The sequence below is a fragment of the Lysobacter silvisoli genome, from assembly GCF_003382365.1.
Classification (GTDB): Bacteria; Pseudomonadota; Gammaproteobacteria; order Xanthomonadales; family Xanthomonadaceae; genus Lysobacter; species Lysobacter silvisoli.
In genome coordinates this window covers 50,402-71,462 of record NZ_QTSU01000001.1, presented here as the reverse complement: position 1 = coordinate 71,462, position 21,061 = coordinate 50,402, and the positions used below count along the sequence as shown (strand labels likewise).

Sequence of the window (21,061 nt, the reverse complement as noted above, 5' to 3'; positions counted from 1 at the left end):
GGATACGATGCTCGCGTGAGCGACGGCGCCGACCCACATTACGACCTGCGACCGCAGGCCCACCCGGGCCTGCACGTGATCGCCCTGGTCGAGGCGGCCAAGGGCACGCTGGCCCTGCTCGCCGCCAGCGGCCTGGAGCTGCTGGGACCGGCGCCGCTGCAGCGCTGGATCCATGAGCTGATCGCGCGCTTCCATCTCAATCCCGAGCACGGTGGGCTGGCCAAGTTCGCCGACATGATCAGCCCGCATTCGGTGCACCTGGCCGCGGCCGTGGTGCTGCTGTACGGCGCGCTGCATCTGGTCGAAGCCTGGGGCCTGTGGCGCGCGCGCGCCTGGGCCTCGTGGCTGGGCTGCCTGGGCGCGGCGATCTACCTGCCCTTCGACATCTACGCGCTGTTCAAGCACCCCGGCTGGATCGCGGTGGCGGTGCTGGTGATCAACCTGATCGTGGTCTGGGTGCTCGGCCGCGACCTGTTCAAGCGCCGCCACTAGCCTCTCCTCGCCGCTCGCGGCCCGTGCTCGGGCATACTCCGGCCCATCCAGGGACAGGGGGTTGCCGATGCCGTTCTTGCCTAGATTCGCCGCACCGACCTTGACGTTGGCGCTGTGCGCCTGCGCGATCGCGCCGCAGGCGCGTGGCCAGACCGCCGCCGAATCCGCCAGCGAGCCGGCCATCGCCGCGGCCGCGTTCGCCGTCGCCGACCCGCACGGCATCGTCGAAGCCGACCTCGCCCAACTCGAACGCCGCCTGCGCGAAGGCAAGCTCAGCAGCGCGCAGCTGACCCAGGCCTACCTGGACCGCATCGCCGCGCTGGACCGCAGCGGGCCGCAACTGCGCTCGGTGATCGAGCTCAACCCCGAGGCCCTGGCCGAGGCCGCCCGCCTGGATGCCGAGCGCAAGGCCGGCGCGCTGCGCGGGCCGCTGCACGGCATCCCGGTGCTGATCAAGGACAACATCGACGCCACGCCCATGGTCAATTCGGCCGGCTCGCTGGCCCTGGCCGAGCACCGCCCCAAGGCCGATGCGCCGCTGGTGGCCGCGCTGCGCAAGGCCGGCGCGATCATCCTGGGCAAGACCAACCTCAGCGAGTGGGCCAACTTCCGTTCGATCCAGTCCACCTCGGGCTGGAGCGCGCGCGGCGGCCTGACCCGCAACCCCTACGCGCTGGACCGCAGCGCCTGCGGCTCCAGCAGCGGCACCGGCGCGGCCATCGCCGCCAGCCTGGCCGCGGTGGGCGTGGGCACCGAAACCGACGGCAGCATCCTGTGCCCGGCGGCGATGAACGGCCTGGTCGGGCTCAAGCCCAGCGTGGGCCTGATCAGCCGCAGCGGCATCATTCCGATCTCGGCCAGCCAGGACACGCCCGGGCCGATGGCGCGCAGCGTCGCCGACGCCGCGGCGCTGCTCAACGCCCTGGTCGCGGCCGAGGCCGGCGGCGACGCGGCTGCGGGAGACGCGGCACGCCATCGCGCCAGCGACTACACCGCCGGCCTGAAACCCGATGCGCTCAAGGGCGCGCGCATCGGTTTCCTGCACGAGTCCGGCGTGGGCTATCAGCGCGAACTCAACGCCAGCCTGGACCGCGCCATCGCGACCCTGCGCGCCGCCGGCGCGGAAGTGATCGAGGTCGAACTGGCCACCGCCGGGCAGTGGGGCGAGGCCGAATACGAAGTGCTGCTGTACGAATTCAAGGACGGGCTGGAGCGCTATCTCAACGACAGCGGCGCGCCGCTGCGCACGCTGGACCAGCTGATCGCCTACAACCAGGCGCACGCCGACACCGAGCTGGCGGTGTTCGGCCAGGAGCACCTGGAGCGCGCCGCGCGCAAGGGCCCGCTGAGCGAACCGGGCTACCGCGACGCCGCGGCCAAGGCCCGCCGCCTGGCAGGCGCCGAAGGCATCGATGCGATCCTGGCCAAACACCGCCTGGACGCACTGGTCGCTCCCGCCACCGGCCCCGCTTTTACCCGCGACCCGGTCAACGGCGACCACTTCAACGGCGCAGGCTATGGCGCCGCTGCGGTGGCTGGCTATCCCAGCCTGACCGTACCCATGGGCGACGCCCGCGGCTTGCCGCTGGGCCTGGCGTTCATGGGTCCGAAGTGGAGCGAGGCGAAGTTGCTGGCTTACGCCTATGCGTTCGAGCAGCGCACGCAGGCGCGCATTGCGCCGCGGTTTCTGCCTACGTTGCCGGTGGTTGAGGCGGCGGCGGTCGCGCCGTGATTTGAACTCCGCGTGCCCTCACCCCAACCCCTCTCCCGTGAACGGGAGAGGGGCTAAAGCAACAGCGGCGTCGGACGTGTCCCCTCTCCCGCTTGCGGGAGAGGGCTAGGGTGAGGGGATGAGCGAAGCGAATGCTCTTGATCCTCGCTTGGGCACCGAACTCGCAGTACCAATAGCAGACCCGAAGGGCGGCGCACAGGACGTGCGCCGTTTTCCGCTCGGGCAGGAGGCCCGATCGGAAAATCCCGGCGCCCGCACCGCTCTCGCACGGGAGCTCTGGCGAAGCGTTTTTCTTTGGTTACTTTCTTTTGACGCTTATCAAAAGAAAGTAACCCGGCCGTTTACGGACGGAAGCTGTTGCTGTTGTTTCCGAGCACACCCATACACCTTCGCCAGTTCGAAGCTAATCGCGGCCCACGCCGCTCCCACAGAAAGCAGATCCCGCGGAGGCCGACGCTTTCGCCGTAGTTGAAAACTCGCGGTCGCAGCTCACGCAGCTCCTACAGGTAGTAATCGAACAATCGTCGTTATTGAGGATTCGCGGTCGCAGCTTGTGACCGAAGGAAATCCCGTGGGACGCAGCTCCTACAGGGGTAGTCGCCACAAAAACGAAGCCCGCCTTGCGGCGGGCCTCGCATCACGACGATACGAACGCAGGACTCAAGCCGGCGCCGCGATCTGCGCCTGCTTGCGCACGATCAGCATCGCCACTTCCAACGCCTGCTCGTAGTTCAGGCGCGGGTCCACGGTGGAACGGTAGGCGCGTTCCAGATCGCTCTCGGTGAGCTCGCGCGCGCCGCCCAGGCACTCGGTCACGTCCTCGCCGGTCAGCTCCAGGTGCACGCCGCCCAGGCGCGTGCCGGCCGCCGCATGCAGCTCGAAGGCCTGCTCGATCTCGCTGCGGATATTGCGGAAGCGGCGGGTCTTGTAGCCGTTGCTGGTGCTCTCGGTATTGCCGTGCATCGGATCGCAGACCCACAACACGCGGCGGCCGTCGCGGCGCATCGCCTCCAGCAGCGGCGGCAGCTTCTCCGCGATCTGGGTCGCGCCCATGCGATGGATGAAGCTCAGGCGGCCCGGCTCGTCCTCGGGGTTGAGCAGGTCGACCGTGCGCAGCAGCTGGTCCGGCGTGACCGACGGGCCCACCTTCAGCGCGATCGGATTGCGGATGCCGCGGAAGTACTCCGCGTGCGCACCGTCGGCGGCGGCGGTGCGCATGCCGATCCACGGGTAATGGGTGCTCAGGTTGAACCAGCCCCAGTGGCGCGGCACCTGCCGGGTCAGCGACTCCTCGTACGGCAGCAGCAGCGCCTCGTGCGAGGTGTAGAAGTCGACGCGGTTGAGGTTGTGCACCTCGCTGCCCGACAGCGTCTCCATGAAGCGCACGGCGTCGCCGATGGCATTGACCATGCGCCGGTATTCGTCGGCCAGCGGCGAGTGGCCGACCCAGCTCAGGTTCCAGTACTCGGGGTGGTGCAGGTCGGCGAAACCGCCGTCGATCAGGGCGCGGACGAAATTCATCGTCATCGCCGAACGCGCATGCGCCTTGATCATGCGGCGCGGGTCCGGGCGGCGCGCGGCCTCGGTGAACTCCGGCGCGTTGACCATGTCGCCGCGGTAGCTGGGCAGGGTCACGCCGCCGATGGTCTCGCTGTCGGCCGAACGCGGCTTGGCGTACTGGCCGGCGAAGCGGCCCACGCGCACCACCGGCTTGCGCATGCCGTGCACCAGCACCAGGCTCATCTGCAGCAGCACCTTGAGCCGGTTGGAGATCACGTCCGAGGAGCACTGGTCGAAGCTCTCGGCGCAATCGCCGCCCTGCAACAGGAAGCGCTTGCCTTCCTGCGCCTCGGCCAGTTGCTGCTTCAGCGCCAGGATCTCCCACGAGGTCACCAGCGGCGGCAGGTTGCGCAGCTCCTGCAGCGCCAGGTTCAGTTCGGCCTCGTCCGGATAGCTCGGCAACTGCAGTGCGGTGCGGCCGCGCCAGGACGAGGGCGTCCAGTCGGCGGGCAGGTTGACGGCACGGAGGTTGCGATCGGAGGCGCTCATTGCGATGGGTCCAGGGTTGTTGCGGGGGAAGGAATCAGGGGGCCGGCGTTCGCTTGCGGAACGAGGCGTAGGCGACCCACAGGGCCAGTACGACGAAACAGATCAGGCTCCAGGCCGGCATGGCCAGGCCCAGGAAGGTCCAGTCCACGGCCGCGCACTCGCCCGAGCCGGTCATGACCTTGCGGATCACGCCGGTGATCGGCATGGCGTCGAGCATGTAATCCAGGCCCGGGCCGCAGGCGGGCACCTGGTCCGGCGGCAGGTGCTGCAGGCGCACGTGGTTGCCGGCGACCAGGATGCCGGCCAGCGCCGCCAGCAGGCCGAGCACGCCGTAAGCCTTGCGGCCGCGCGCGCCCTTGGGGCCGTGGATCGCGCCGAGCAGGAACACCAGCCCCAGGGCGAAGAAGGCCACGCGCTGGAAGATGCACAGCGGGCACGGCTCCAGGCCGTCGTGCAGCTGCAGGTAGAAGGCGTAGCCGAGCAGGCCGGCGCAGGCCAGGAAGCCCAGCAGGTATTGGGTGCGGAACGAGGCGGACAAGGGCATGGTCATGCGGTCACCTTACGTCTTGGGCCGCGTCGTGCCTAGCGGCCGCGACGCAACGGTGGGTTATGGCGACAGAAGACTCCGACAGGCGGCGAAAGTTGCGTGCCGTTGCTGCGGAAACCGTTGCCGACGTAACCGTTGCCGGAATGCAAAAGCCCCGACCAGGGCCGGGGCTTTTACGGGTGCCTGCGCGAACGCAGGCACGATCGAATGCGGCAGGACGCGCGGCCGAAGATTACTCGGCAGCGGCTTCCGGACGGTCGACCAGTTCGACGTAAGCCATCGGCGCATTGTCGCCGGCGCGGAAGCCGCACTTGAGGATGCGCAGGTAACCGCCCGGGCGGCTCGCGTAACGCGGGCCCAGGGTGGTGAACAGCGTGCCCACGGCTTCCTTGTCGCGCAGGCGCGAGAAAGCCAGGCGGCGGTTGGCCACACCATCGACCTTGGCCAGGGTGATCAGCGGCTCGGCGACGCGGCGCAGTTCCTTGGCCTTGGGCAGGGTGGTGCGGATCAGGCCGTGCTTGATCAGCGAGGCCGCCATGTTGGTGAACATGGCATCGCGGTGGGCGCTGGTACGGCTGAACTTACGGCCGGATTTCTGGTGACGCATGACGGGAATTCCTTATGAATCGAGTGAATGTAAGAACTGTTGGACTTCGCTGTCGCCATCCAGGCGTTGTTGCATTGGACTGCGGTTGGTCCGAACCGACCGTTCCTTGGCCGGCGTGCCGCGGATCTTTGCGATCCGTCGGTGGTGTTGCGGTACTGCAAGCGCGAACCGCGCCCGAAGGCGCGGTCGCGTAAGGCCGTTATCAGCCCATCATCCCATGCTGCGCGATACCGGCCGGCGGCCAGTTCTCGAGCTTCATGCCGAGGGACAGGCCGCGCTGAGCCAGCACTTCCTTGATCTCGGTGAGCGACTTCTTGCCCAGGTTCGGGGTCTTGAGCAGCTCGACCTCGGTCTTCTGGATCAGGTCGCCGACGTAGTAGATGCTCTCGGCCTTGAGGCAGTTGGCCGAACGCACGGTCAGCTCGAGGTCGTCGATCGGACGCAGCAGGATCGGGTCGATGCCGCTGGTGGCCGGCTTCGCCGCACCGCGGTCGCGGTGGGTGAAGTCGCCGAACACCGACAGCTGATCGGTGAGGATGTCGGCGGCGGTGCGCACAGCTTCCTCGGCGTCGATCGTGCCGTTGGTTTCGATGTCCAGGACCAGCTTGTCGAGGTCGGTACGCTGCTCGACGCGCGCGGCTTCCACGGCGTAGGCGACGCGGCGCACCGGCGAGAAGCTGGCGTCCAGCATCAGGCGGCCGATGGCACGGGTCTCTTCGTCCGGGCGGCGACGCGCGGCGGCCGGCTGGTAGCCGAAACCGCGCTCGATCTTCAGACGCATGTTGATCGCCGTGTCCTTGGTCAGGTGGCAGATCACGTGCTCGGGGTTCAGGATCTCGACGTTGTGGTCAGTCTTGATGTCGCCCGCGGTCACGATGCCAGGGCCCTGCTTGGCCAGCGACAGCGTCGAAGCGTCGCCGGTGTGCATGCGGATGGCGACGTCCTTGAGGTTCAGCAGGACTTCCAGCACGTCCTCTTCGAGACCTTCGACCGTGGTGTACTCGTGGAGCACGCCGTCGATCTCGACCTCGGTGATCGCGAAGCCGGGGATCGACGACAGCAGCACGCGGCGCAGCGCGTTGCCGAGGGTGTGGCCGTAGCCGCGCTCCAGCGGCTCGATCACGACCTTGGCGCGATTGCCGGTCAGTCGTTCGATCTGCGGACCACGCGGGCGCAGTACCTGGTTGGCGGTAACCGTCATGTTTCGGTGTCTCCTGCGAGGCCCCGGCGAACCGGGGCTTCAAAGATGATTACTTCGAGTACAGCTCGACGATCAGCGCTTCGTTGATATCGGCCGGCAGATCGGCACGATCCGGCACAGCCTTGAACACACCGCTGAACTTCTTGCTGTCGACCTCGACCCAGGACGGCGACAGGTCCATCTGCGACGACACGGTCAGGGATTCCTGCACGCGCAGCTGCTTCTGGGCACGCTCGGACAGAGCGATCGCGTCACCGGCCTTGACCTGGTACGAAGGCAGGTTGACCGACTTGCCGTTGACCGTGACGCCGCGGTGCGAAACCAGCTGGCGGGCGGCCGGACGGGTGACCGCGAAGCCCATGCGGTAGATCACGTTGTCCAGACGCGTCTCCAGGAGCTGCAGCAGGTTCTCGCCGGTGTTGCCCTTCTTGGTCGAGGCCTTCTTGTAGTAGTTGCGGAACTGACGTTCCAGCAGGCCGTAAATACGCTTGACCTTCTGCTTTTCGCGCAGCTGGGTGGCGTAGTCGGACAGCTTGCCCTTGCGGGCGGTGGGACCGTGCTGGCCGGGCTTTTGCTCGAGCTTGCACTTGGAGTCGAGGGCGCGCGCCGACGACTTCAGGCCGAGGTCGGCGCCTTCGCGACGGGCGAGCTTACAGGTGGGACCGATATAACGAGCCATGATTCTTCAGCTCCTCAGACGCGACGCTTCTTCGGCGGACGGCACCCGTTGTGCGGGATAGGCGTCACGTCGATGATGTTCATGATCTTGTAACCGACGTTGTTCAGAGAACGAACGGCGGACTCACGGCCCGGACCCGGACCCTTGATGCGCACTTCCAGCGACTTCACGCCGTAGTCGAGCGCAGCGCGGCCGGCCTTTTCGGCGGCGACCTGCGCGGCGAACGGGGTCGACTTGCGCGAACCGCGGAAACCCGCGCCGCCCGAAGTCGCCCACGACAGCGCGTTGCCCTGGCGGTCGGTGATCGTGATGATGGTGTTGTTGAAAGAAGCGTGGACGTGAGCGATGCCGTCGGTGACGACGCGCTTGATCTTCTTCTTGGTTTTGGCAGCAGCCGGCTTAGCCATGGTCTATGCCCCTTACTTCTTGATGGCCTTGCGCGGACCCTTACGGGTACGGGCATTGGTACGGGTGCGCTGACCACGCAGCGGCAAGCCGCGGCGGTGACGCAGGCCGCGGTAGCAGCCCAGGTCCATCAGACGCTTGATGGCGATGCCGACTTCACGGCGCAGGTCGCCTTCGACCACGTACTTGCCGACTTCGGCGCGCAGGCGCTCGACTTCCGGCTCGGACAGGTCACGGATCTTGGTCGAGGAGTTGACGCCGGCGGCGTCGCACACCTTCTTCGACCGGGTACGGCCGATGCCGTAAATGCTTTGCAACCCGACCCAGACATGCTTCTGGGCAGGCAAATTGACGCCCGCAATACGCGCCATAACGCGATCTCCAACTGAGTTTGGCGGCCGAGACGGATTAATCCCGGCGGAGTGAACTGGAAATTTTAACAAGGTCTCGGGTTAATAGGAAGCCCCGCGGCACCCGGGGGTGCCACGGAACCACGGCATGGGGAGTGTGCCCATGCTCCGGCGACGAACCAGGACTGGCTGAACAGGGCGATCCCGCCCCACTCGCCCCGCGCGCTACTCTGGCGCGCGGAATGGCCCCGGCTCACCCGCGCGCGAGACCGCCGCGCGAGCCGCCCTTCAAGTTCGCCTTCTTCAGCAGGCTCTCGTACTGATGCGACATCAGATGAGCCTGGATTTGGGCGATGAAATCCATCACCACGACCACGACGATCAGCAACGAGGTGCCGCCGAAGTAGAACGAGGTGCCCAGTTGGGTGCGCATGATCTCCGGGAGGAGACAGACGATCACCAGATAGGCCGCGCCGGCCGCCGTGAGGCGGGTCAGCACGCCGTCGACATAGTCGGCCGTCGCCTTGCCCGGGCGGATGCCCGGAATCAGCGCGCCCGACTTCTTCAGGTTGTCCGCGGTTTCCTGCGAGTTGAACACCAGCGCCGTGTAGAAGAACGCGAAGCCGACGATCAGGCCCGCGTACAGGATCATGTGCAGCGGCTCGCCGGGGTTCAGCCACTGGCTCAGACGCTGCAGCCAGGTGGCCTGGTTGCCCTGGCTGAACCAGGTCGCCGCGGTGGCCGGGAACATCACGATGCTGGAGGCGAAGATGGCCGGGATCACGCCCGCCATGTTCAGCTTCAACGGCAGGAACGAGGACTGGTTCATGTAGGCGTTGCGGCCGCCCTGACGCCGTGCGTAGTTCACCGTGATCCGGCGCTGTCCGCGCTCGACGAACACCACCAGGTAGGTGAACACCAGGACGATGGCCACGACCACGACCGCCGTGATGGCGTTCATGGTGCCGTCGTTGATCTGGTTGAACATCGTGCCGACCGCGGCGGGCAGGCCCGCGACGATGCCGGCGAAGATGATCAGGGACACGCCGTTGCCGATACCGCGCTCGGTCACCTGCTCGCCGATCCACATCAGGAACATGGTGCCGGCGGTCAGCGCGATCACCGCGGTCAGGATGAAGCCCGGACCGGGGCTGTAGACCACCGGGATGCCCTGGCTCGCACCGCCGGCCTGCAAGGCCGTGGCGATGCCCCAGGCCTGGAACACGGCCAGCGGGATCGCACCCATGCGCGACCACTGGTTGATCTTGCGCCGGCCCGACTCGCCTTCCTTCTGGATGGCCTTCAGGCTGGGCACGATCTGCACCAGCAGCTGCACGATGATGGACGACGAGATGTACGGCATCACGTTCAGCGCGAACAGGCTGAAGCGGTGAAGGGCGCCGCCCGAGAACATGTTGAACATGTCCACGATCGTGCCCTTCTGCGTTTCCATGAGCTTGAGCATCGCCTCGGGGTTGACGCCCGGCACCGGGATGTAGCACCCGATGCGATAGACGATCAACGCGCCGACCACGAACAGCAGACGTTGGCGGAGCTCGGTGAACTTACCGAGACCGCCGCCGAGACCGGCCATCGCGTTGCTGCTCCGCGCCATGTATCGCTTACTCCCCGACCTTGCCGCCGGCCGCTTCGATAGCGGCCTTAGCGCCGGCCGTAGCCAGCACGCCCTTGAGCACGAACGCCTTGCTCAGCTCGCCCTTCTTGACGATCTTCGCCTGCTTGGCGGTGCTGGGAACCAGCTTGGCCGCGAGCAGCTTGGCGAAATCGACCTCGCCCGCTTCCAGCTTGTCCAGCTGGTAGGACAGCACCTCGGCGGTGTCCTTGGCGGTCTTGGAGCGGAAACCGATCTTCGGCAGACGACGCTGCATCGGAGTCTGGCCGCCTTCGAAGCCGGCCTTGATCTTGCCCTTGCCCGAACGGGCGAAGGAACCCTTGTGGCCGCGGCCCGCGGTCTTGCCCAGGCCCGAACCGATACCGCGACCGACGCGCTTGCGGTCTTCGCGGGCGCCGTCAGCCGGCTTGAGAGTGTTGAGACGCATGATGTGCTCCTTAGCCCTCGACCTGAACCAGGTAGTGGACCGTGTTGATCAGGCCACGAACCTGCGGGCTGTCCTTCAGCGTCCGCACGTCGTTGAGCTTGTTCAGGCCCAGCGCCTTCACCGACAGGCGGTGACGCGACTGGCAGCCACGCAGACCCTTGACGAGGCGCACCGTCACGGTGCCGCCTTCGACCGGCTTGTTAGCAGCCTTAGCCATGGTTGAGATCCTCCACCTTCTTGCCGCGCTTGGCCGCGATCTTGGCCGGCGAATGCATGCCGGTCAGACCCTTCAGGGTGGCGCGGACCAGGTTGATCGGGTTGCGCGAACCGGTGGCCTTGGCCAGCACGTTCTTGACGCCGACCGCTTCCAGCACGGCGCGCATGGCGCCGCCGGCGATCACGCCGGTACCTTCCGACGCCGGCTGCATGAACACATGCGCCGCGCCATGGCCCGACTTCACGGCGTGCCACAAGGTGCCGTTGTTCAGATCGACGTTGTTCATCGCCTTGCGGGCGTATTCCATCGACTTCTGGATCGCGACCGGCACTTCGCGCGCCTTGCCGTAGCCGAAGCCGACCTTGCCGTTGCCGTCGCCCACCACCGTCAGCGCGGTGAAGGTGAACTGGCGGCCGCCCTTGACGGTCTTGCTGACGCGGTTGACCGCGATCAGCTTCTCGATCATGCCGTCGTCGATCTCTTCGCGGTTACGGTCGCGATCACGACCCCGCGGTGCACGCTGTTCTTCAGCCATTTCGAATATCTCGTAGGTTTATGGGATTTGCGGCGTCGCCGCTTATGGTTGTGATGTGGATCGGGTGTCGCGACCAGGACGGAAACCCGTCCTGACGCCCGGCGCAGGCCGCGCCGGCAGCATGTCTCGTTCAGGCGTGGGGACGGATCCCCTCGCCTTCAAGACTTAGAACTGCAGACCGCCTTCGCGGGCCGCATCGGCCAGAGCCTTGATGCGGCCGTGGTAGCGGTAGCCCGAACGGTCGAAAGCGACCTTGTCGATGCCGGCGGCCTTGGCCTTGGCGGCGATCGCGTGGCCGACCTTGACGGCGGCGTCGGCGTTCTTGCCGTTCTTCAGGCCTTCCTTGACGTCGGCCTGCACGGTCGAGGCGGCAGCCAGGACCTTGGAGCCGTCGGCGGTGAAGACCTGGGCGTACAGGTGCTGGCCGGTGCGCAGCACCGACAGGCGCGGCACGCCGAGTTCGCGGATGTGCGCACGGGTCGACTTGGCGCGGCGCAGGCGGGCGGTGTTCTTGTTCATTTCGATTACTCCTAAGAAGCGGATTGGCGCGGCGGCTCTTCTTTGAATCCCCGGCCATGGATGGCCGGGCTTTTCGCAGAGGGACCTGCCTTATGCCTTCTTGGCTTCCTTGCGGATGATGACTTCGCCGGCGTACTTCACACCCTTGCCCTTGTAGGGCTCCGGCGGACGGAAACCGCGAATCTTGGCGGCGACTTCACCGACGCGCTGCTTGTCCGCGCCCTGGACCACGATTTCGGTCTGGGTGGGGGTCGCGATGGTGATGCCTTCCGGAGCCTTGAACAGCACCGGGTGCGAGAAACCCAGCGCCAGGTTCAGGTCCTGGCCCTGCATCGAGGCGCGGTAACCGACGCCGACCAGCTCGAGCTTGCGCTCGAAGCCTTCGGAGACGCCCTTGACCATGTTGGCCAGGATCGCGCGCAGGGTGCCCGTGAGCGGGATCAGCGCGGCGTCTTCGGTGACGAACACGGCTTCGCCGTTCTCGACCTTCAGGTTGATGGCGGCCGGCTTGGCGATCGACAGGGCGCCCTTCGGGCCCTTGGCGCTGATGCTGTCGGCTTGGATGTTCAGCTCGACGCCCTTCGGCAGGGCGACCGGCTTCTTGGCAACTCGGGACATGGCTATTCCTCCCTTAGGCCACGAAGCACAGGACTTCACCGCCGACGCCCTGCTGGCGCGCCTGCGCATCGGTCATGATGCCCTTCGAGGTGGAGATGATCGCGACGCCCAGGCCGCCCAGGACCTTCGGGATCGCGTCCTTGCCGCGGTACTGACGCAGGCCCGAACGGGAGTAGCGCTCCAGGCGCTCGATCACCGGCTTGCCTTCGTAGTACTTCAGCGAGATTTCGAGTTCGGACTTGCCCGGACCCACCTGGGTCACGCGCGAATCCAGGATGTAGCCCTCGTCCTTCAGCACGGCGGCGATGGCCACCTTGGTCTTGGACGACGGCATCTTCACCGTCTGCTTCCGAACAGCGGCCGCATTCTTGATGCGGACCAGCATGTCGGCGATGGGATCAGTCATGCTCATTGAGTCACCTATGAGTAGCACCGATATCCGCGGGATTGCGAATTTCAGTTGTAATACAACGGGTTACAGCGAATCAACAACGCCGCCGCGGCCCGGGGGCCGCGGCGGTGGAACCGGGAAAGCCGGCTATCTTACCAGCTTGCCTTGCGAAGACCAGGCACGTCGCCGCGCATGGTGGCTTCACGCAGCTTGTTGCGGCCCAGGCCGAACTTCTGGTAGACGCCGCGCGAGCGGCCGGTCAGGGCGCAACGGTTGCGCTGACGGCACGGCGAGGAGTCGCGCGGCAGCTTCTGCAGCTTGACGGCGGCCTCCAGCTTCTCCTCGTACGAGGCGGTCTCGCTGGAAACGATCTTCTTCAGCTCCTCACGCTTGCCGGCGAACTTCTTCGCCAGCTTGGCCCGCTTGAGGTCGCGGTTGATCATGGAGGTCTTAGCCATAGTTCAATCCTAGACTCAGTTGCGGAACGGGAAGCGGAAGGCTTCGAGCAGGGCCTTGGCCTCGGCATCGGTCTTCGCGGTCGTGGTGATCGCGATGTCCATGCCGCGCAGCGCGTCGACCTGGTCGAAATCGATTTCCGGGAAGATGATCTGTTCCTTGACGCCCATGTTGTAGTTGCCACGGCCGTCGAACGAACGACCCGAGACACCGCGGAAGTCGCGCACGCGCGGCAGCGAGATGTTGATCAGGCGGTCCAGGAACTCGTACATCTTAGCGCGGCGCAGGGTGACCTTGGCGCCGATCGGCCAACCGTCGCGGATCTTGAACGAAGCCACCGACACGCGGGTCTTCGTCACGATCGGCTTCTGGCCGGCGATCTTGGTCATGTCGGCGACGGCATTTTCCAGGATCTTCTTGTTGGTGGCGGCCTCGCCCACGCCCATGTTCAGCGTGATCTTGGTCAGGCGCGGCACTTCCATCGGGTTCTTGTAACCGAACTTCTCGGTCAGCGCAGGAACCACTTCATTCTTGTAGAACTCTTCGAGCCGGGTGGTCATTTCAGCATTCCTCAGGCGTCAACCGCCTCACCGCTGGAGCGGAACACACGCAGTTTGCGTCCATCCTCCAGCACCTTGAAACCGATGCGCTCGCCCTTGCCGGTGGCCGGGTTGAACAGCATGACGTTGGAAATGTGAATCGGCGCTTCGCGCTCGATCACGCCGCCCGGCTGGTTGGCCTGCGGGTTCGGCTTGGTGTGGCGCTTGACCACGTTGATGTTGGCCACGACGACCTTGTCGCCGAGCACACGCACCACGTCGCCCTTCTTGCCCTTGTCCTTGCCGGCGGTGACGATCACCTGATCGCCCTTCTTGATACGGTTCATGGTCTAGTTCCTCCGCTCAGAGCACTTCAGGCGCGAGCGAGACGATCTTCATGAACTTCTCGGAGCGCAGCTCGCGAGTCACGGGCCCGAAGATACGGGTGCCGATCGGCTCATGCTTGTTGTTGAGCAACACCGCGGCGTTGCCGTCGAAGCGGATCAGCGAACCGTCCGGACGGCGCACGCCCTTGCGGGTACGCACCACGACGGCGTCGTAGACGTCGCCCTTCTTGACCTTGCCACGCGGAATCGCGTCCTTGACGGTGACCTTGATGATGTCGCCGATGTGGGCGTAACGGCGCTTGGAGCCACCGAGCACCTTAATGCACATCACTTCCTTGGCACCGGAATTGTCGGCCACGTCGAGGTAGCTTTGCATCTGGATCATGGTTCAGCCTCCTCTTATTCGGCCACGCGGCTGACGATTTCAACCACGCTCCAGTTCTTGGTCTTCGACAGGGGAGCAATCTCCTTCACGCGCACAATATCGCCTTCCTTGCAGGCGTTCTCGGCGTCGTGGGCGTGGAGCTTGGTCGAGCGGCGGATGTACTTGCCGTACAGCGCGTGCTTGACCTGGCGCTCGACGAGCACGGTGACGGTCTTGTCCATCTTGTTGCTGACGACCCGGCCTTCAACCGTGCGCACAGCCTTCTCTGTATTGTTGTCGGTCATGGCGAGGGTCCTTACTTCTTCTGACCCAGCAGCGTGTTCACGCGAGCGATCTCGCGGCGAACACGGCGGGCCTCGTGGGTCTTGGCGAGCTGGCCGGTGGCCTTCTGCATGCGGAGAGCGAAGCTCTCCTTGTGCAGGTCGACCAGGTGGGCCTTGAGCTCGTCGGCCGACTTCGCGCGGAGTTCTTTCAGTTCCATTAGCGCACCGTACGGGTAACGAAGGTGGTGGTAACCGAGAGCTTGGCGGCAGCCAGACGGAACGCTTCGCGCGCCACATCTTCGGCAACGCCTTCGATCTCGTAAATCATGCGGCCGGGCTGGATCTGGGCGACCCAGTACTCCACGTTGCCCTTACCGGAGCCCATTCGGACTTCGATCGGCTTCTTGGTGATCGGCTTGTCGGGGAACACGCGGATCCACATCTTGCCGCCGCGCTTGACGTAGCGGCTGATCGAGCGGCGCGCCGCTTCGATCTGACGCGCGGTCAGCTGGCCGTGTGCGGTCGCCTTGAGGCCGTATTCGCCGAAGCTGACGGCATTGCCGTTCCAGCTCAGGCCCTCATTGCGGCCCTTGTGTACCTTGCGGTACTTGGTTCGCTTGGGTTGCAACATGGCGGATTACCTCTGTTCGCGGGCAGGACGGCCCGGGCGGTCGTTACGGTCGCCGCGATCGCCGCGGTCACCACGATCGCTGCGCGGCGAATCGTCCTGCTTTTCCTGGCCGACCTGGGTGAAATCGAAGATTTCGCCGCGGTAGACCCAGACCTTGATGCCGATGATGCCGTACGTCGTCTTGGCTTCAGCGAAGCCATAGTCGATGTCGGCGCGCAGCGTGTGCAGCGGCACGCGACCTTCGCGGTACCACTCAGAACGCGCGATCTCGGCGCCGTTGAGACGGCCGGCCACGTTGACCTTGATGCCCAGGGCGCCAAGGCGCATCGCATTGCCCACCGCGCGCTTCATGGCGCGACGGAACATGATGCGGCGCTCCAGCTGCTGAGCGATCGACTCGGCGACCAGCTGCGCGTCGAGTTCCGGCTTGCGGACCTCGGTCACGTTGATGTGCGCCGGAACGCCCATCAGCGCGCTGACTTCCTTACGCAGCTTCTCGATGTCCTCGCCGCGCTTGCCGATCACCACGCCCGGACGGGCGGTGTGGATGGTCACGCGGGCGTTGTTGGCCGGACGCTCGATGAAGATCTTCGAGATGCCCGCCTGCGCGAGCTTCTTGCGAAGCATCTCGCGGACCTTGAGGTCGGCAGCCAGGTACTCGGCGTACTGCTTCTTGCCGGCGAACCACTTGGAGCTCCAATCCTTGGAGATGCCAAGGCGGATGCCGGTCGGATGAACTTTATGACCCATTGTCTGACTCCGCCTTACTTGCCCGCGCCCACAACCACAGTGATGTGGCTGGTGCGCTTGAGGATGCGGGTGCCGCGGCCCTTCGCACGCGCCATGAAGCGCTTCAGTGCGGGACCCTCGTCCACCATGATGGTCTTGACCTTGAGTTCGTCGACGTCGGCGCCCTGGTTGTTCTCGGCGTTGGCGATGGCGGACTCCACGACCTTACGGATCAGTGCAGCTGCCTTCTTGTCCGAGAACTTCAGCAGGTTGACGGCGCGCTCGGCGGACAGACCGCGCACCTGGTCGGCGACCAGGCGGGCCTTCTGCGGGGAGATGCGCGCGGTGCGCAGGATGGCTTTCGCTTCCATGGTCATCTCCTTACTTGCCCGACTTCTTGTCGCCGCCGTGACCCTTGAACGTACGGGTCAGGGCGAATTCGCCAAGCTTGTGGCCAACCATGTTCTCGTTGACCAGCACGGGGATGTGGTTCTTGCCGTTGTGAACGGCAATGGTGAAGCCGATCATCTCCGGGAGAATCATCGAACGACGCGACCAGGTCTTGATCGGCTTCTTGTTGTTGCCGGCCGCTTCCACCTTCTTCTGCAGATGGTGGTCGACGAACGGACCTTTCTTGAGGGAACGTGCCATGGCCGATTAGCTCCTGCGGTCGCGAACGATGAACTGCTGCGTACGCTTGTTCTTACGCGTCTTGTAACCCTTGGTCGGAACGCCCCACGGCGTCACCGGATGCGGGTTGCCCTGGCCAGCCTTGGCCTCACCACCGCCGTGCGGATGGTCGACCGGGTTCATGGCCGCGCCACGAACGGTCGGCTTGATGCCGCGCCAGCGCTTGGCGCCGGCCTTGCCGAGCTTCTCCAGGCTGTGCTCGTCGTTGCCGACTTCGCCGATGGTGGCGCCGCACTCGACCGGCACCTTGCGCATTTCGCCGGAGCGAAGACGCAGCGTGGCGTAGCCCTGCTCGCGAGCCACCAGGTAGGCGCTGGCGCCGGCCGCACGGGCCAGCTGGGCGCCCTTGCCCGGCTTCATCTCGACGCAGCACACGGTGGTGCCGACCGGGATGTTGCTCAGCGGCAGGGTGTTGCCGACGCGGATCGGGGCGTCGCGGCCGGCGATCACCTGGTCGCCGTCCTTCAGGCCCTTGGGGGCGATGATGTAACGACGCTCGCCATCGACGTAGCACAGCAGCGCGATGTGCGCGGTGCGGTTCGGATCGTATTCGATCCGCTCGACGCGGGCGGGGATGCCGACCTTGTCGCGCTTGAAGTCGATGATGCGGTAGTGCTGCTTGTGGCCACCGCCGATGTGGCGGGTGGTGATGCGACCGTGGTGGTTGCGGCCGCCGCTCTTGCTCTGCTTTTCGACCAACGCCGCGTGCGGCGCGCCCTTATGCAGGCCCGGCGTCACCACGCGGACCGCGCTGCGGCGGCCGGCGGACGTGGGCTTGAAAGTCATCAATGCCATGGGTCTTTCCTCAGGGCTTGGCAATCACGTCGATCGACTGGCCTTCGGCCAGCTTCACGTACGCCTTGCGCCAGTCGCCGCGACGGCCCATGCGGAAACGGAAGGCCTTGCTCTTGCCCTTCACGTTGACCACATTCACCGCCTCGACCTTAACGTCGAACAGCTTTTCCACGGCGACCTTGATGTCGGCCTTGGTAGCGTCCGTCGCGACTTCGAAGACGTATTGGTTGGAAACTTCCTGCAGACGCGCGGTCTTTTCGGACACGCGCGGCGCGCGGATGATGCTGTAGAGCTTGGCGTCGTTCATGCCAGCCACTCCTCGATCTTCTTGACCGCATCGGTCGTGAACACGATCGAGTCGGCGCCGACGAGGGCGACCGGATCGAGTCCCTGCACGTCGCGGACTTCCACATAAGGCAGGTTGCGAGCCGAGAGGTACAGGTTCTCGGAGGCTTCCTCGGTGACGAGCAGCGGACGACGGCCCACTTCCAGCGTCTTCAGCTTGGCGACCAGGCCCGAGGTCTTCGGCGCGTCGACGTCCAGCGACTCGACGACGCTGATGCGGCCCTGGCGGTTCAGCTCGGACAGGATCGCGGCGATCGCGGCGCGGTACATCTTGCGGTTCACCTTCTGGGCGAAGCTGCGCGGCTTGGCCGCGAAGGTCACGCCGCCGCCGACGAAGATCGGAGCCGTCAGCGCGCCGTGACGCGCGCCGCCGCCCTTCTGCTTCTTCGACTTCTTGGTGGTGCCGTTGACTTCCGAACGCGTCTTCTGCGCCTTGGTGCCGGCGCGGCCCGCGTTGCGGTAGGCCACAACGACCTGGTGGACCAGGTCTTCGCTGAATTCGCGATCGAAGATGGCGTCGGAAACCGACAGCTTCTTGTCGCTACCGTTGATGGCAAGTTCCATCGTTATGCTCCCTTGCTCGACGGGCGGACGATCACGTCGCCGCCCGGAGCGCCCGGCACGGCACCCTTGATGGCGATCAGGCCGCGCTCGGCGTCGACCTTCACCACTTCCAGGCCCTGCGTGCTCTGCTGGACGGCGCCCATGTGACCGGACATCTTCTTGCCCGGGAAAACGCGGCCCGGCGTCTGGCGCTGGCCGATCGAACCCGGCGAGCGGTGCGACAGCGAGTTACCGTGCGTCGCGTCGCCCATGCGGAAGTTCCAGCGCTTGATCGTGCCCTGGAAGCCCTTGCCCTTGGTGACGCCCTGGACGTCGACGATCTGGCCTTCGGAGAAGATGTCGGCCTTGATTTCGCCGCCGATCTCGAAAGCGCCGATCTGGTCGGCTTCCACGCGCAGCTCCCACAGGCCGCGACCGGCTTCGACCTTCGCCTTGGCGAGGTGACCGGCTTCGGGCTTGTTGACGAGCGCGGCGCGGCGCACGCCCACCGTCACCTGCACGGCGCTGTAGCCGTCGGTCTCGGTGGTCTTGATCTGGGTGATACGGTTCGGAGTGGCTTCGATCAGCGTCACCGGCACCGACTTACCGTCGGCGAGGAAGACGCGGCTCATGCCGGCCTTACGGCCGACGATGCCCAACGAATATTTCTTCGCGGTCATGGTGGCTTGCCTCAGGTCAGCTTGATCTGCACGTCGACGCCAGCCGCGAGTTCGAGCTTCATCAGCGCGTCCACGGTCTTGTCGTTGGGGTCGACGATGTCGAGCACGCGCTTGTGCGTGCGGGTTTCGTACTGGTCGCGCGCGTCCTTATCGACGTGCGGGGACACCAGGACGGTGTAGCGTTCGATCTTGGTCGGCAGCGGGATCGGGCCGCGCACTTGCGCGCCGGTCCGCTTGGCCGTCTCGACGATCTCGCTGGCCGAGCGGTCGATCAGACGATGATCGTACGCCTTCAGCCGAATCCGGATCTTTTGGTCCGCCATGACGGAATTCCTTGGTTGAAAGAGCGACGGGCCGGCTTCTGGGTGTGCCGAGCCCCACGAAAACGCAAACACTCCAGGGCAGCACCCTCGCCCCGGAGCTTCCTTGCCTGGAAAAAACGAAAGCAGGCCGGTTTCCCGACCCGCCCCAGACTGAGCAGAACGCACGAAACGCTCCGTCTAGCGTTCCTTGGAAGCCCGTAGGGGCCCGGAACGTACGGAGCGAGGCCGTGCGACATATCCCTGTCTGGCGAATACGAGGCGCGTCCTGCTCCTCATTTCGCTGGTCGTGCCGCCCTGGATTTAGCAGGACTGGCACGGTGGTCGCGCATTCTAGCCGGATACGCAGGAGCGATGCAAGCACCCTGCCTGGTGGCCGTGCGGACCGCCCGGACGCCCTATTCAGGGGCGGCCGGACCTGGGTAAAGCGCGGCGGCCCGGGGCCGCCGCTGGATCGTTGCTGGGTGAGACTGGATCACTATCCGGGGCTGCGAGCCCTTTGGTCCGTCATTCCCGCGTAGGCGGGGATCCAGAGACCGAGGGGGCTCGCATCTCTTCGGCTGTCATTCCCGCGAAAGCGGGAATCCAGTGACCGAGGAGTCCTCGCACGAAGAGCCCTGGATACCCGCCTTCGCGGGGATGACGAACTGACAGAGCCGGGCGCGCAGGGCGCGCCCGGTCAGTTCGTCACTTGATGATCTTCGCCACCACGCCGGCGCCGACGGTGCGGCCGCCTTCGCGGATCGCGAAACGCAGGCCTTCGTCCATCGCCACCGGGTTGATCAGGCTCACCACCATCTTGATGTTGTCGCCCGGCATGACCATTTCCACGCCTTCCGGCAGCGTCACCGCACCGGTGATGTCCGTGGTGCGGAAGTAGAACTGCGGACGGTAGCCCTTGAAGAACGGGGTGTGACGGCCGCCCTCGTCCTTCGACAGCACGTACACCTCGGCCTCGAACTCGGTGTGCGGGGTGATCGAACCCGGCTTGCACAGCACCTGGCCGCGCTCCACGTCGTCGCGCTTGGTGCCGCGCAGCAGCAGACCGGCGTTGTCGCCCGCCTGACCCTGGTCCAGCAGCTTGCGGAACATTTCCACGCCGGTGACCGTCGTCTTCTGGGTCGGACGGATACCGACGATTTCGATTTCGTCGCCCACCTTGATGATGCCGCGCTCGATACGGCCGGTCACCACGGTGCCGCGGCCCGAGATCGAGAACACGTCTTCCACCGGCATCAGGAACGGCTTATCCACGTCGCGCTGCGGCTCCGGGATGAACGTGTCCAGCGCTTCCACCAGCTGGATGATCGCCGGCACGCCGATCTCCGACTGGTCGCCTTCCAGCGCCAGACGGGCCGAGCCCTTGATGATCGGGGTGTCGTCGCCCGGGAAGTCGTACTTCGACAGCAGCTCGCGCACTTCCATCTCCACCAGCTCGAGCAGCTCGGCGTCGTCCACCATGTCGGCCTTGTTCAGGAACACGACGATGTACGGCACGCCGACCTGACGCGACAGCAGGATGTGCTCGCGGGTCTGCGGCATCGGACCGTCAGCGGCCGAGCACACCAGGATCGCGCCGTCCATCTGCGCCGCACCCGTGATCATGTTCTTCACGTAGTCGGCGTGGCCCGGGCAGTCCACGTGCGCGTAGTGACGGTTCGGGCTTTCGTATTCCACGTGCGCCGTCGAGATCGTGATGCCGCGCGCCTTCTCTTCCGGCGCCGCGTCGATCGCGTCGTATGCCTTGAACTCGCCACCGAAACGCTCGGCGCCGACCTTGGTCAGAGCGGCCGTCAGCGTGGTCTTGCCGTGGTCGACGTGACCGATGGTGCCCACGTTCACGTGCGGCTTGGTGCGCTCGAACTTACCCTTAGCCATGGCTAATCTCTCTTTAAAGTTGCTAGTTGAATGCTTGGAAGCGGGCCGGACTCGCCGG

The 21,061-nt window shown here is 65.6% G+C and carries 32 protein-coding genes; 2 read left to right on the top strand and 30 right to left on the bottom strand.

Going from position 1 to position 21,061, the window contains the following annotated elements; translation table 11 throughout:
* The first annotated feature begins 15 nt into the window (after positions 1-15).
* Both DX914_RS00395 and DX914_RS00390 read left to right on the top strand, forming a co-directional pair.
* Entirely contained in the window at positions 16-492 is a 477-nt protein-coding gene (locus tag DX914_RS00395; RefSeq protein ID WP_231118072.1) for a DUF2127 domain-containing protein, read from the top strand.
* 67 nt (positions 493-559) lie between these two features.
* On the top strand, positions 560-2,224 hold the full coding sequence (locus tag DX914_RS00390; RefSeq protein ID WP_115857120.1) for an amidase: 1,665 nt from the start codon (positions 560-562) through the stop codon (positions 2,222-2,224).
* 660 nt (positions 2,225-2,884) lie between these two features.
* Here the strand turns inward: DX914_RS00390 and DX914_RS00385 are convergent.
* From DX914_RS00385 to tuf, 30 genes are all read right to left on the bottom strand, one after another.
* The gene (locus DX914_RS00385) at positions 2,885-4,273 is read right to left on the bottom strand and encodes a class II 3-deoxy-7-phosphoheptulonate synthase (RefSeq protein WP_115857119.1); all 1,389 of its coding nucleotides are present in this window, start codon (positions 4,271-4,273) and stop codon (positions 2,885-2,887) included.
* A 34-nt stretch (positions 4,274-4,307) separates the two neighbouring features.
* Positions 4,308-4,817, bottom strand: a complete 510-nt coding sequence (locus DX914_RS00380) for a disulfide bond formation protein B (RefSeq protein WP_115859060.1) — start codon at positions 4,815-4,817, stop codon at positions 4,308-4,310.
* 235 nt (positions 4,818-5,052) lie between these two features.
* Positions 5,053-5,427 carry a 50S ribosomal protein L17 gene (gene rplQ, locus DX914_RS00375; RefSeq protein WP_115857118.1) on the bottom strand — a complete coding sequence of 125 codons (375 nt, stop codon included), beginning with the start codon at positions 5,425-5,427 and terminating at the stop codon, positions 5,053-5,055.
* A 202-nt stretch (positions 5,428-5,629) separates the two neighbouring features.
* Positions 5,630-6,628: a DNA-directed RNA polymerase subunit alpha gene (locus DX914_RS00370; protein WP_115857117.1), complete on the bottom strand. Its 999-nt coding sequence runs from the start codon at positions 6,626-6,628 to the stop codon at positions 5,630-5,632.
* Between the two features lie 49 nt (positions 6,629-6,677).
* Entirely contained in the window at positions 6,678-7,307 is a 630-nt protein-coding gene (gene rpsD / locus DX914_RS00365) for a 30S ribosomal protein S4 (RefSeq protein ID WP_115857116.1), read from the bottom strand.
* A 14-nt stretch (positions 7,308-7,321) separates the two neighbouring features.
* Positions 7,322-7,714: a 30S ribosomal protein S11 gene (gene rpsK / locus DX914_RS00360; protein WP_055902370.1), complete on the bottom strand. Its 393-nt coding sequence runs from the start codon at positions 7,712-7,714 to the stop codon at positions 7,322-7,324.
* Positions 7,715-7,726: 12 nt separating this feature from the next.
* The gene (gene rpsM / locus DX914_RS00355) at positions 7,727-8,083 is read right to left on the bottom strand and encodes a 30S ribosomal protein S13 (RefSeq protein ID WP_115857115.1); all 357 of its coding nucleotides are present in this window, start codon (positions 8,081-8,083) and stop codon (positions 7,727-7,729) included.
* A gap of 232 nt (positions 8,084-8,315) precedes the next feature.
* Complete coding sequence (gene secY / locus DX914_RS00350) at positions 8,316-9,656, bottom strand: preprotein translocase subunit SecY (protein ID WP_425480644.1); 1,341 nt, start codon at positions 9,654-9,656, stop codon at positions 8,316-8,318.
* Between the two features lie 28 nt (positions 9,657-9,684).
* Entirely contained in the window at positions 9,685-10,122 is a 438-nt protein-coding gene (rplO, locus tag DX914_RS00345; protein ID WP_115857113.1) for a 50S ribosomal protein L15, read from the bottom strand.
* 10 nt (positions 10,123-10,132) lie between these two features.
* A complete protein-coding gene (gene rpmD / locus DX914_RS00340; protein WP_036111762.1) occupies positions 10,133-10,339 on the bottom strand; it encodes a 50S ribosomal protein L30 in 207 nt (68 codons plus the stop codon).
* Positions 10,332-10,874 carry a 30S ribosomal protein S5 gene (rpsE, locus tag DX914_RS00335; protein ID WP_055902361.1) on the bottom strand — a complete coding sequence of 181 codons (543 nt, stop codon included), beginning with the start codon at positions 10,872-10,874 and terminating at the stop codon, positions 10,332-10,334. Before rpsE ends, rpmD begins: the two co-directional genes overlap by 8 nt.
* Positions 10,875-11,039: 165 nt before the next feature.
* Positions 11,040-11,399: a 50S ribosomal protein L18 gene (rplR, locus tag DX914_RS00330; protein WP_115857112.1), complete on the bottom strand. Its 360-nt coding sequence runs from the start codon at positions 11,397-11,399 to the stop codon at positions 11,040-11,042.
* Positions 11,400-11,483: 84 nt separating this feature from the next.
* Positions 11,484-12,011, bottom strand: coding sequence for a 50S ribosomal protein L6 (rplF, locus tag DX914_RS00325; protein ID WP_115857111.1), 528 nt, complete (start codon positions 12,009-12,011; stop codon positions 11,484-11,486).
* 13 nt (positions 12,012-12,024) lie between these two features.
* The gene (rpsH, locus tag DX914_RS00320) at positions 12,025-12,423 is read right to left on the bottom strand and encodes a 30S ribosomal protein S8 (protein WP_115857110.1); all 399 of its coding nucleotides are present in this window, start codon (positions 12,421-12,423) and stop codon (positions 12,025-12,027) included.
* A 131-nt stretch (positions 12,424-12,554) separates the two neighbouring features.
* On the bottom strand, positions 12,555-12,860 hold the full coding sequence (rpsN, locus tag DX914_RS00315) for a 30S ribosomal protein S14 (RefSeq protein WP_115857109.1): 306 nt from the start codon (positions 12,858-12,860) through the stop codon (positions 12,555-12,557).
* A 15-nt stretch (positions 12,861-12,875) separates the two neighbouring features.
* Positions 12,876-13,418 (bottom strand): 50S ribosomal protein L5, encoded by a 543-nt coding sequence (gene rplE, locus DX914_RS00310; RefSeq protein WP_115857108.1) that lies wholly within the window; start codon positions 13,416-13,418, stop codon positions 12,876-12,878.
* 11 nt (positions 13,419-13,429) lie between these two features.
* Positions 13,430-13,744 carry a 50S ribosomal protein L24 gene (gene rplX, locus DX914_RS00305; RefSeq protein WP_115857107.1) on the bottom strand — a complete coding sequence of 105 codons (315 nt, stop codon included), beginning with the start codon at positions 13,742-13,744 and terminating at the stop codon, positions 13,430-13,432.
* A 16-nt stretch (positions 13,745-13,760) separates the two neighbouring features.
* Positions 13,761-14,129 carry a 50S ribosomal protein L14 gene (gene rplN, locus DX914_RS00300; RefSeq protein WP_064747314.1) on the bottom strand — a complete coding sequence of 123 codons (369 nt, stop codon included), beginning with the start codon at positions 14,127-14,129 and terminating at the stop codon, positions 13,761-13,763.
* A gap of 14 nt (positions 14,130-14,143) precedes the next feature.
* On the bottom strand, positions 14,144-14,413 hold the full coding sequence (gene rpsQ / locus DX914_RS00295; protein WP_115857106.1) for a 30S ribosomal protein S17: 270 nt from the start codon (positions 14,411-14,413) through the stop codon (positions 14,144-14,146).
* Positions 14,414-14,424: 11 nt separating this feature from the next.
* A complete protein-coding gene (gene rpmC / locus DX914_RS00290) occupies positions 14,425-14,610 on the bottom strand; it encodes a 50S ribosomal protein L29 (protein WP_115857105.1) in 186 nt (61 codons plus the stop codon).
* Positions 14,610-15,023 (bottom strand): 50S ribosomal protein L16, encoded by a 414-nt coding sequence (rplP, locus tag DX914_RS00285; protein WP_055902334.1) that lies wholly within the window; start codon positions 15,021-15,023, stop codon positions 14,610-14,612. Before rplP ends, rpmC begins: the two co-directional genes overlap by 1 nt.
* Positions 15,024-15,029: 6 nt before the next feature.
* Positions 15,030-15,773 (bottom strand): 30S ribosomal protein S3, encoded by a 744-nt coding sequence (gene rpsC, locus DX914_RS00280; protein WP_115857104.1) that lies wholly within the window; start codon positions 15,771-15,773, stop codon positions 15,030-15,032.
* Positions 15,774-15,787: 14 nt separating this feature from the next.
* A complete protein-coding gene (rplV, locus tag DX914_RS00275; protein ID WP_056176302.1) occupies positions 15,788-16,123 on the bottom strand; it encodes a 50S ribosomal protein L22 in 336 nt (111 codons plus the stop codon).
* 10 nt (positions 16,124-16,133) lie between these two features.
* The gene (gene rpsS, locus DX914_RS00270; protein WP_115857103.1) at positions 16,134-16,403 is read right to left on the bottom strand and encodes a 30S ribosomal protein S19; all 270 of its coding nucleotides are present in this window, start codon (positions 16,401-16,403) and stop codon (positions 16,134-16,136) included.
* Between the two features lie 6 nt (positions 16,404-16,409).
* The gene (rplB, locus tag DX914_RS00265) at positions 16,410-17,237 is read right to left on the bottom strand and encodes a 50S ribosomal protein L2 (protein WP_115857102.1); all 828 of its coding nucleotides are present in this window, start codon (positions 17,235-17,237) and stop codon (positions 16,410-16,412) included.
* Between the two features lie 10 nt (positions 17,238-17,247).
* Positions 17,248-17,544, bottom strand: coding sequence for a 50S ribosomal protein L23 (gene rplW / locus DX914_RS00260; RefSeq protein ID WP_115857101.1), 297 nt, complete (start codon positions 17,542-17,544; stop codon positions 17,248-17,250).
* Positions 17,541-18,146, bottom strand: coding sequence for a 50S ribosomal protein L4 (gene rplD / locus DX914_RS00255; protein WP_115857100.1), 606 nt, complete (start codon positions 18,144-18,146; stop codon positions 17,541-17,543). The genes rplW and rplD overlap by 4 nt, the downstream gene beginning before the upstream one ends.
* Positions 18,147-18,148: 2 nt before the next feature.
* Positions 18,149-18,805 (bottom strand): 50S ribosomal protein L3, encoded by a 657-nt coding sequence (gene rplC / locus DX914_RS00250; RefSeq protein WP_115857099.1) that lies wholly within the window; start codon positions 18,803-18,805, stop codon positions 18,149-18,151.
* 11 nt (positions 18,806-18,816) lie between these two features.
* Positions 18,817-19,128, bottom strand: coding sequence for a 30S ribosomal protein S10 (gene rpsJ, locus DX914_RS00245; RefSeq protein WP_022968186.1), 312 nt, complete (start codon positions 19,126-19,128; stop codon positions 18,817-18,819).
* 684 nt (positions 19,129-19,812) lie between these two features.
* Positions 19,813-21,003, bottom strand: a complete 1,191-nt coding sequence (tuf, locus tag DX914_RS00240; RefSeq protein ID WP_115857087.1) for an elongation factor Tu — start codon at positions 21,001-21,003, stop codon at positions 19,813-19,815.
* Positions 21,004-21,061 lie beyond the last annotated feature (58 nt).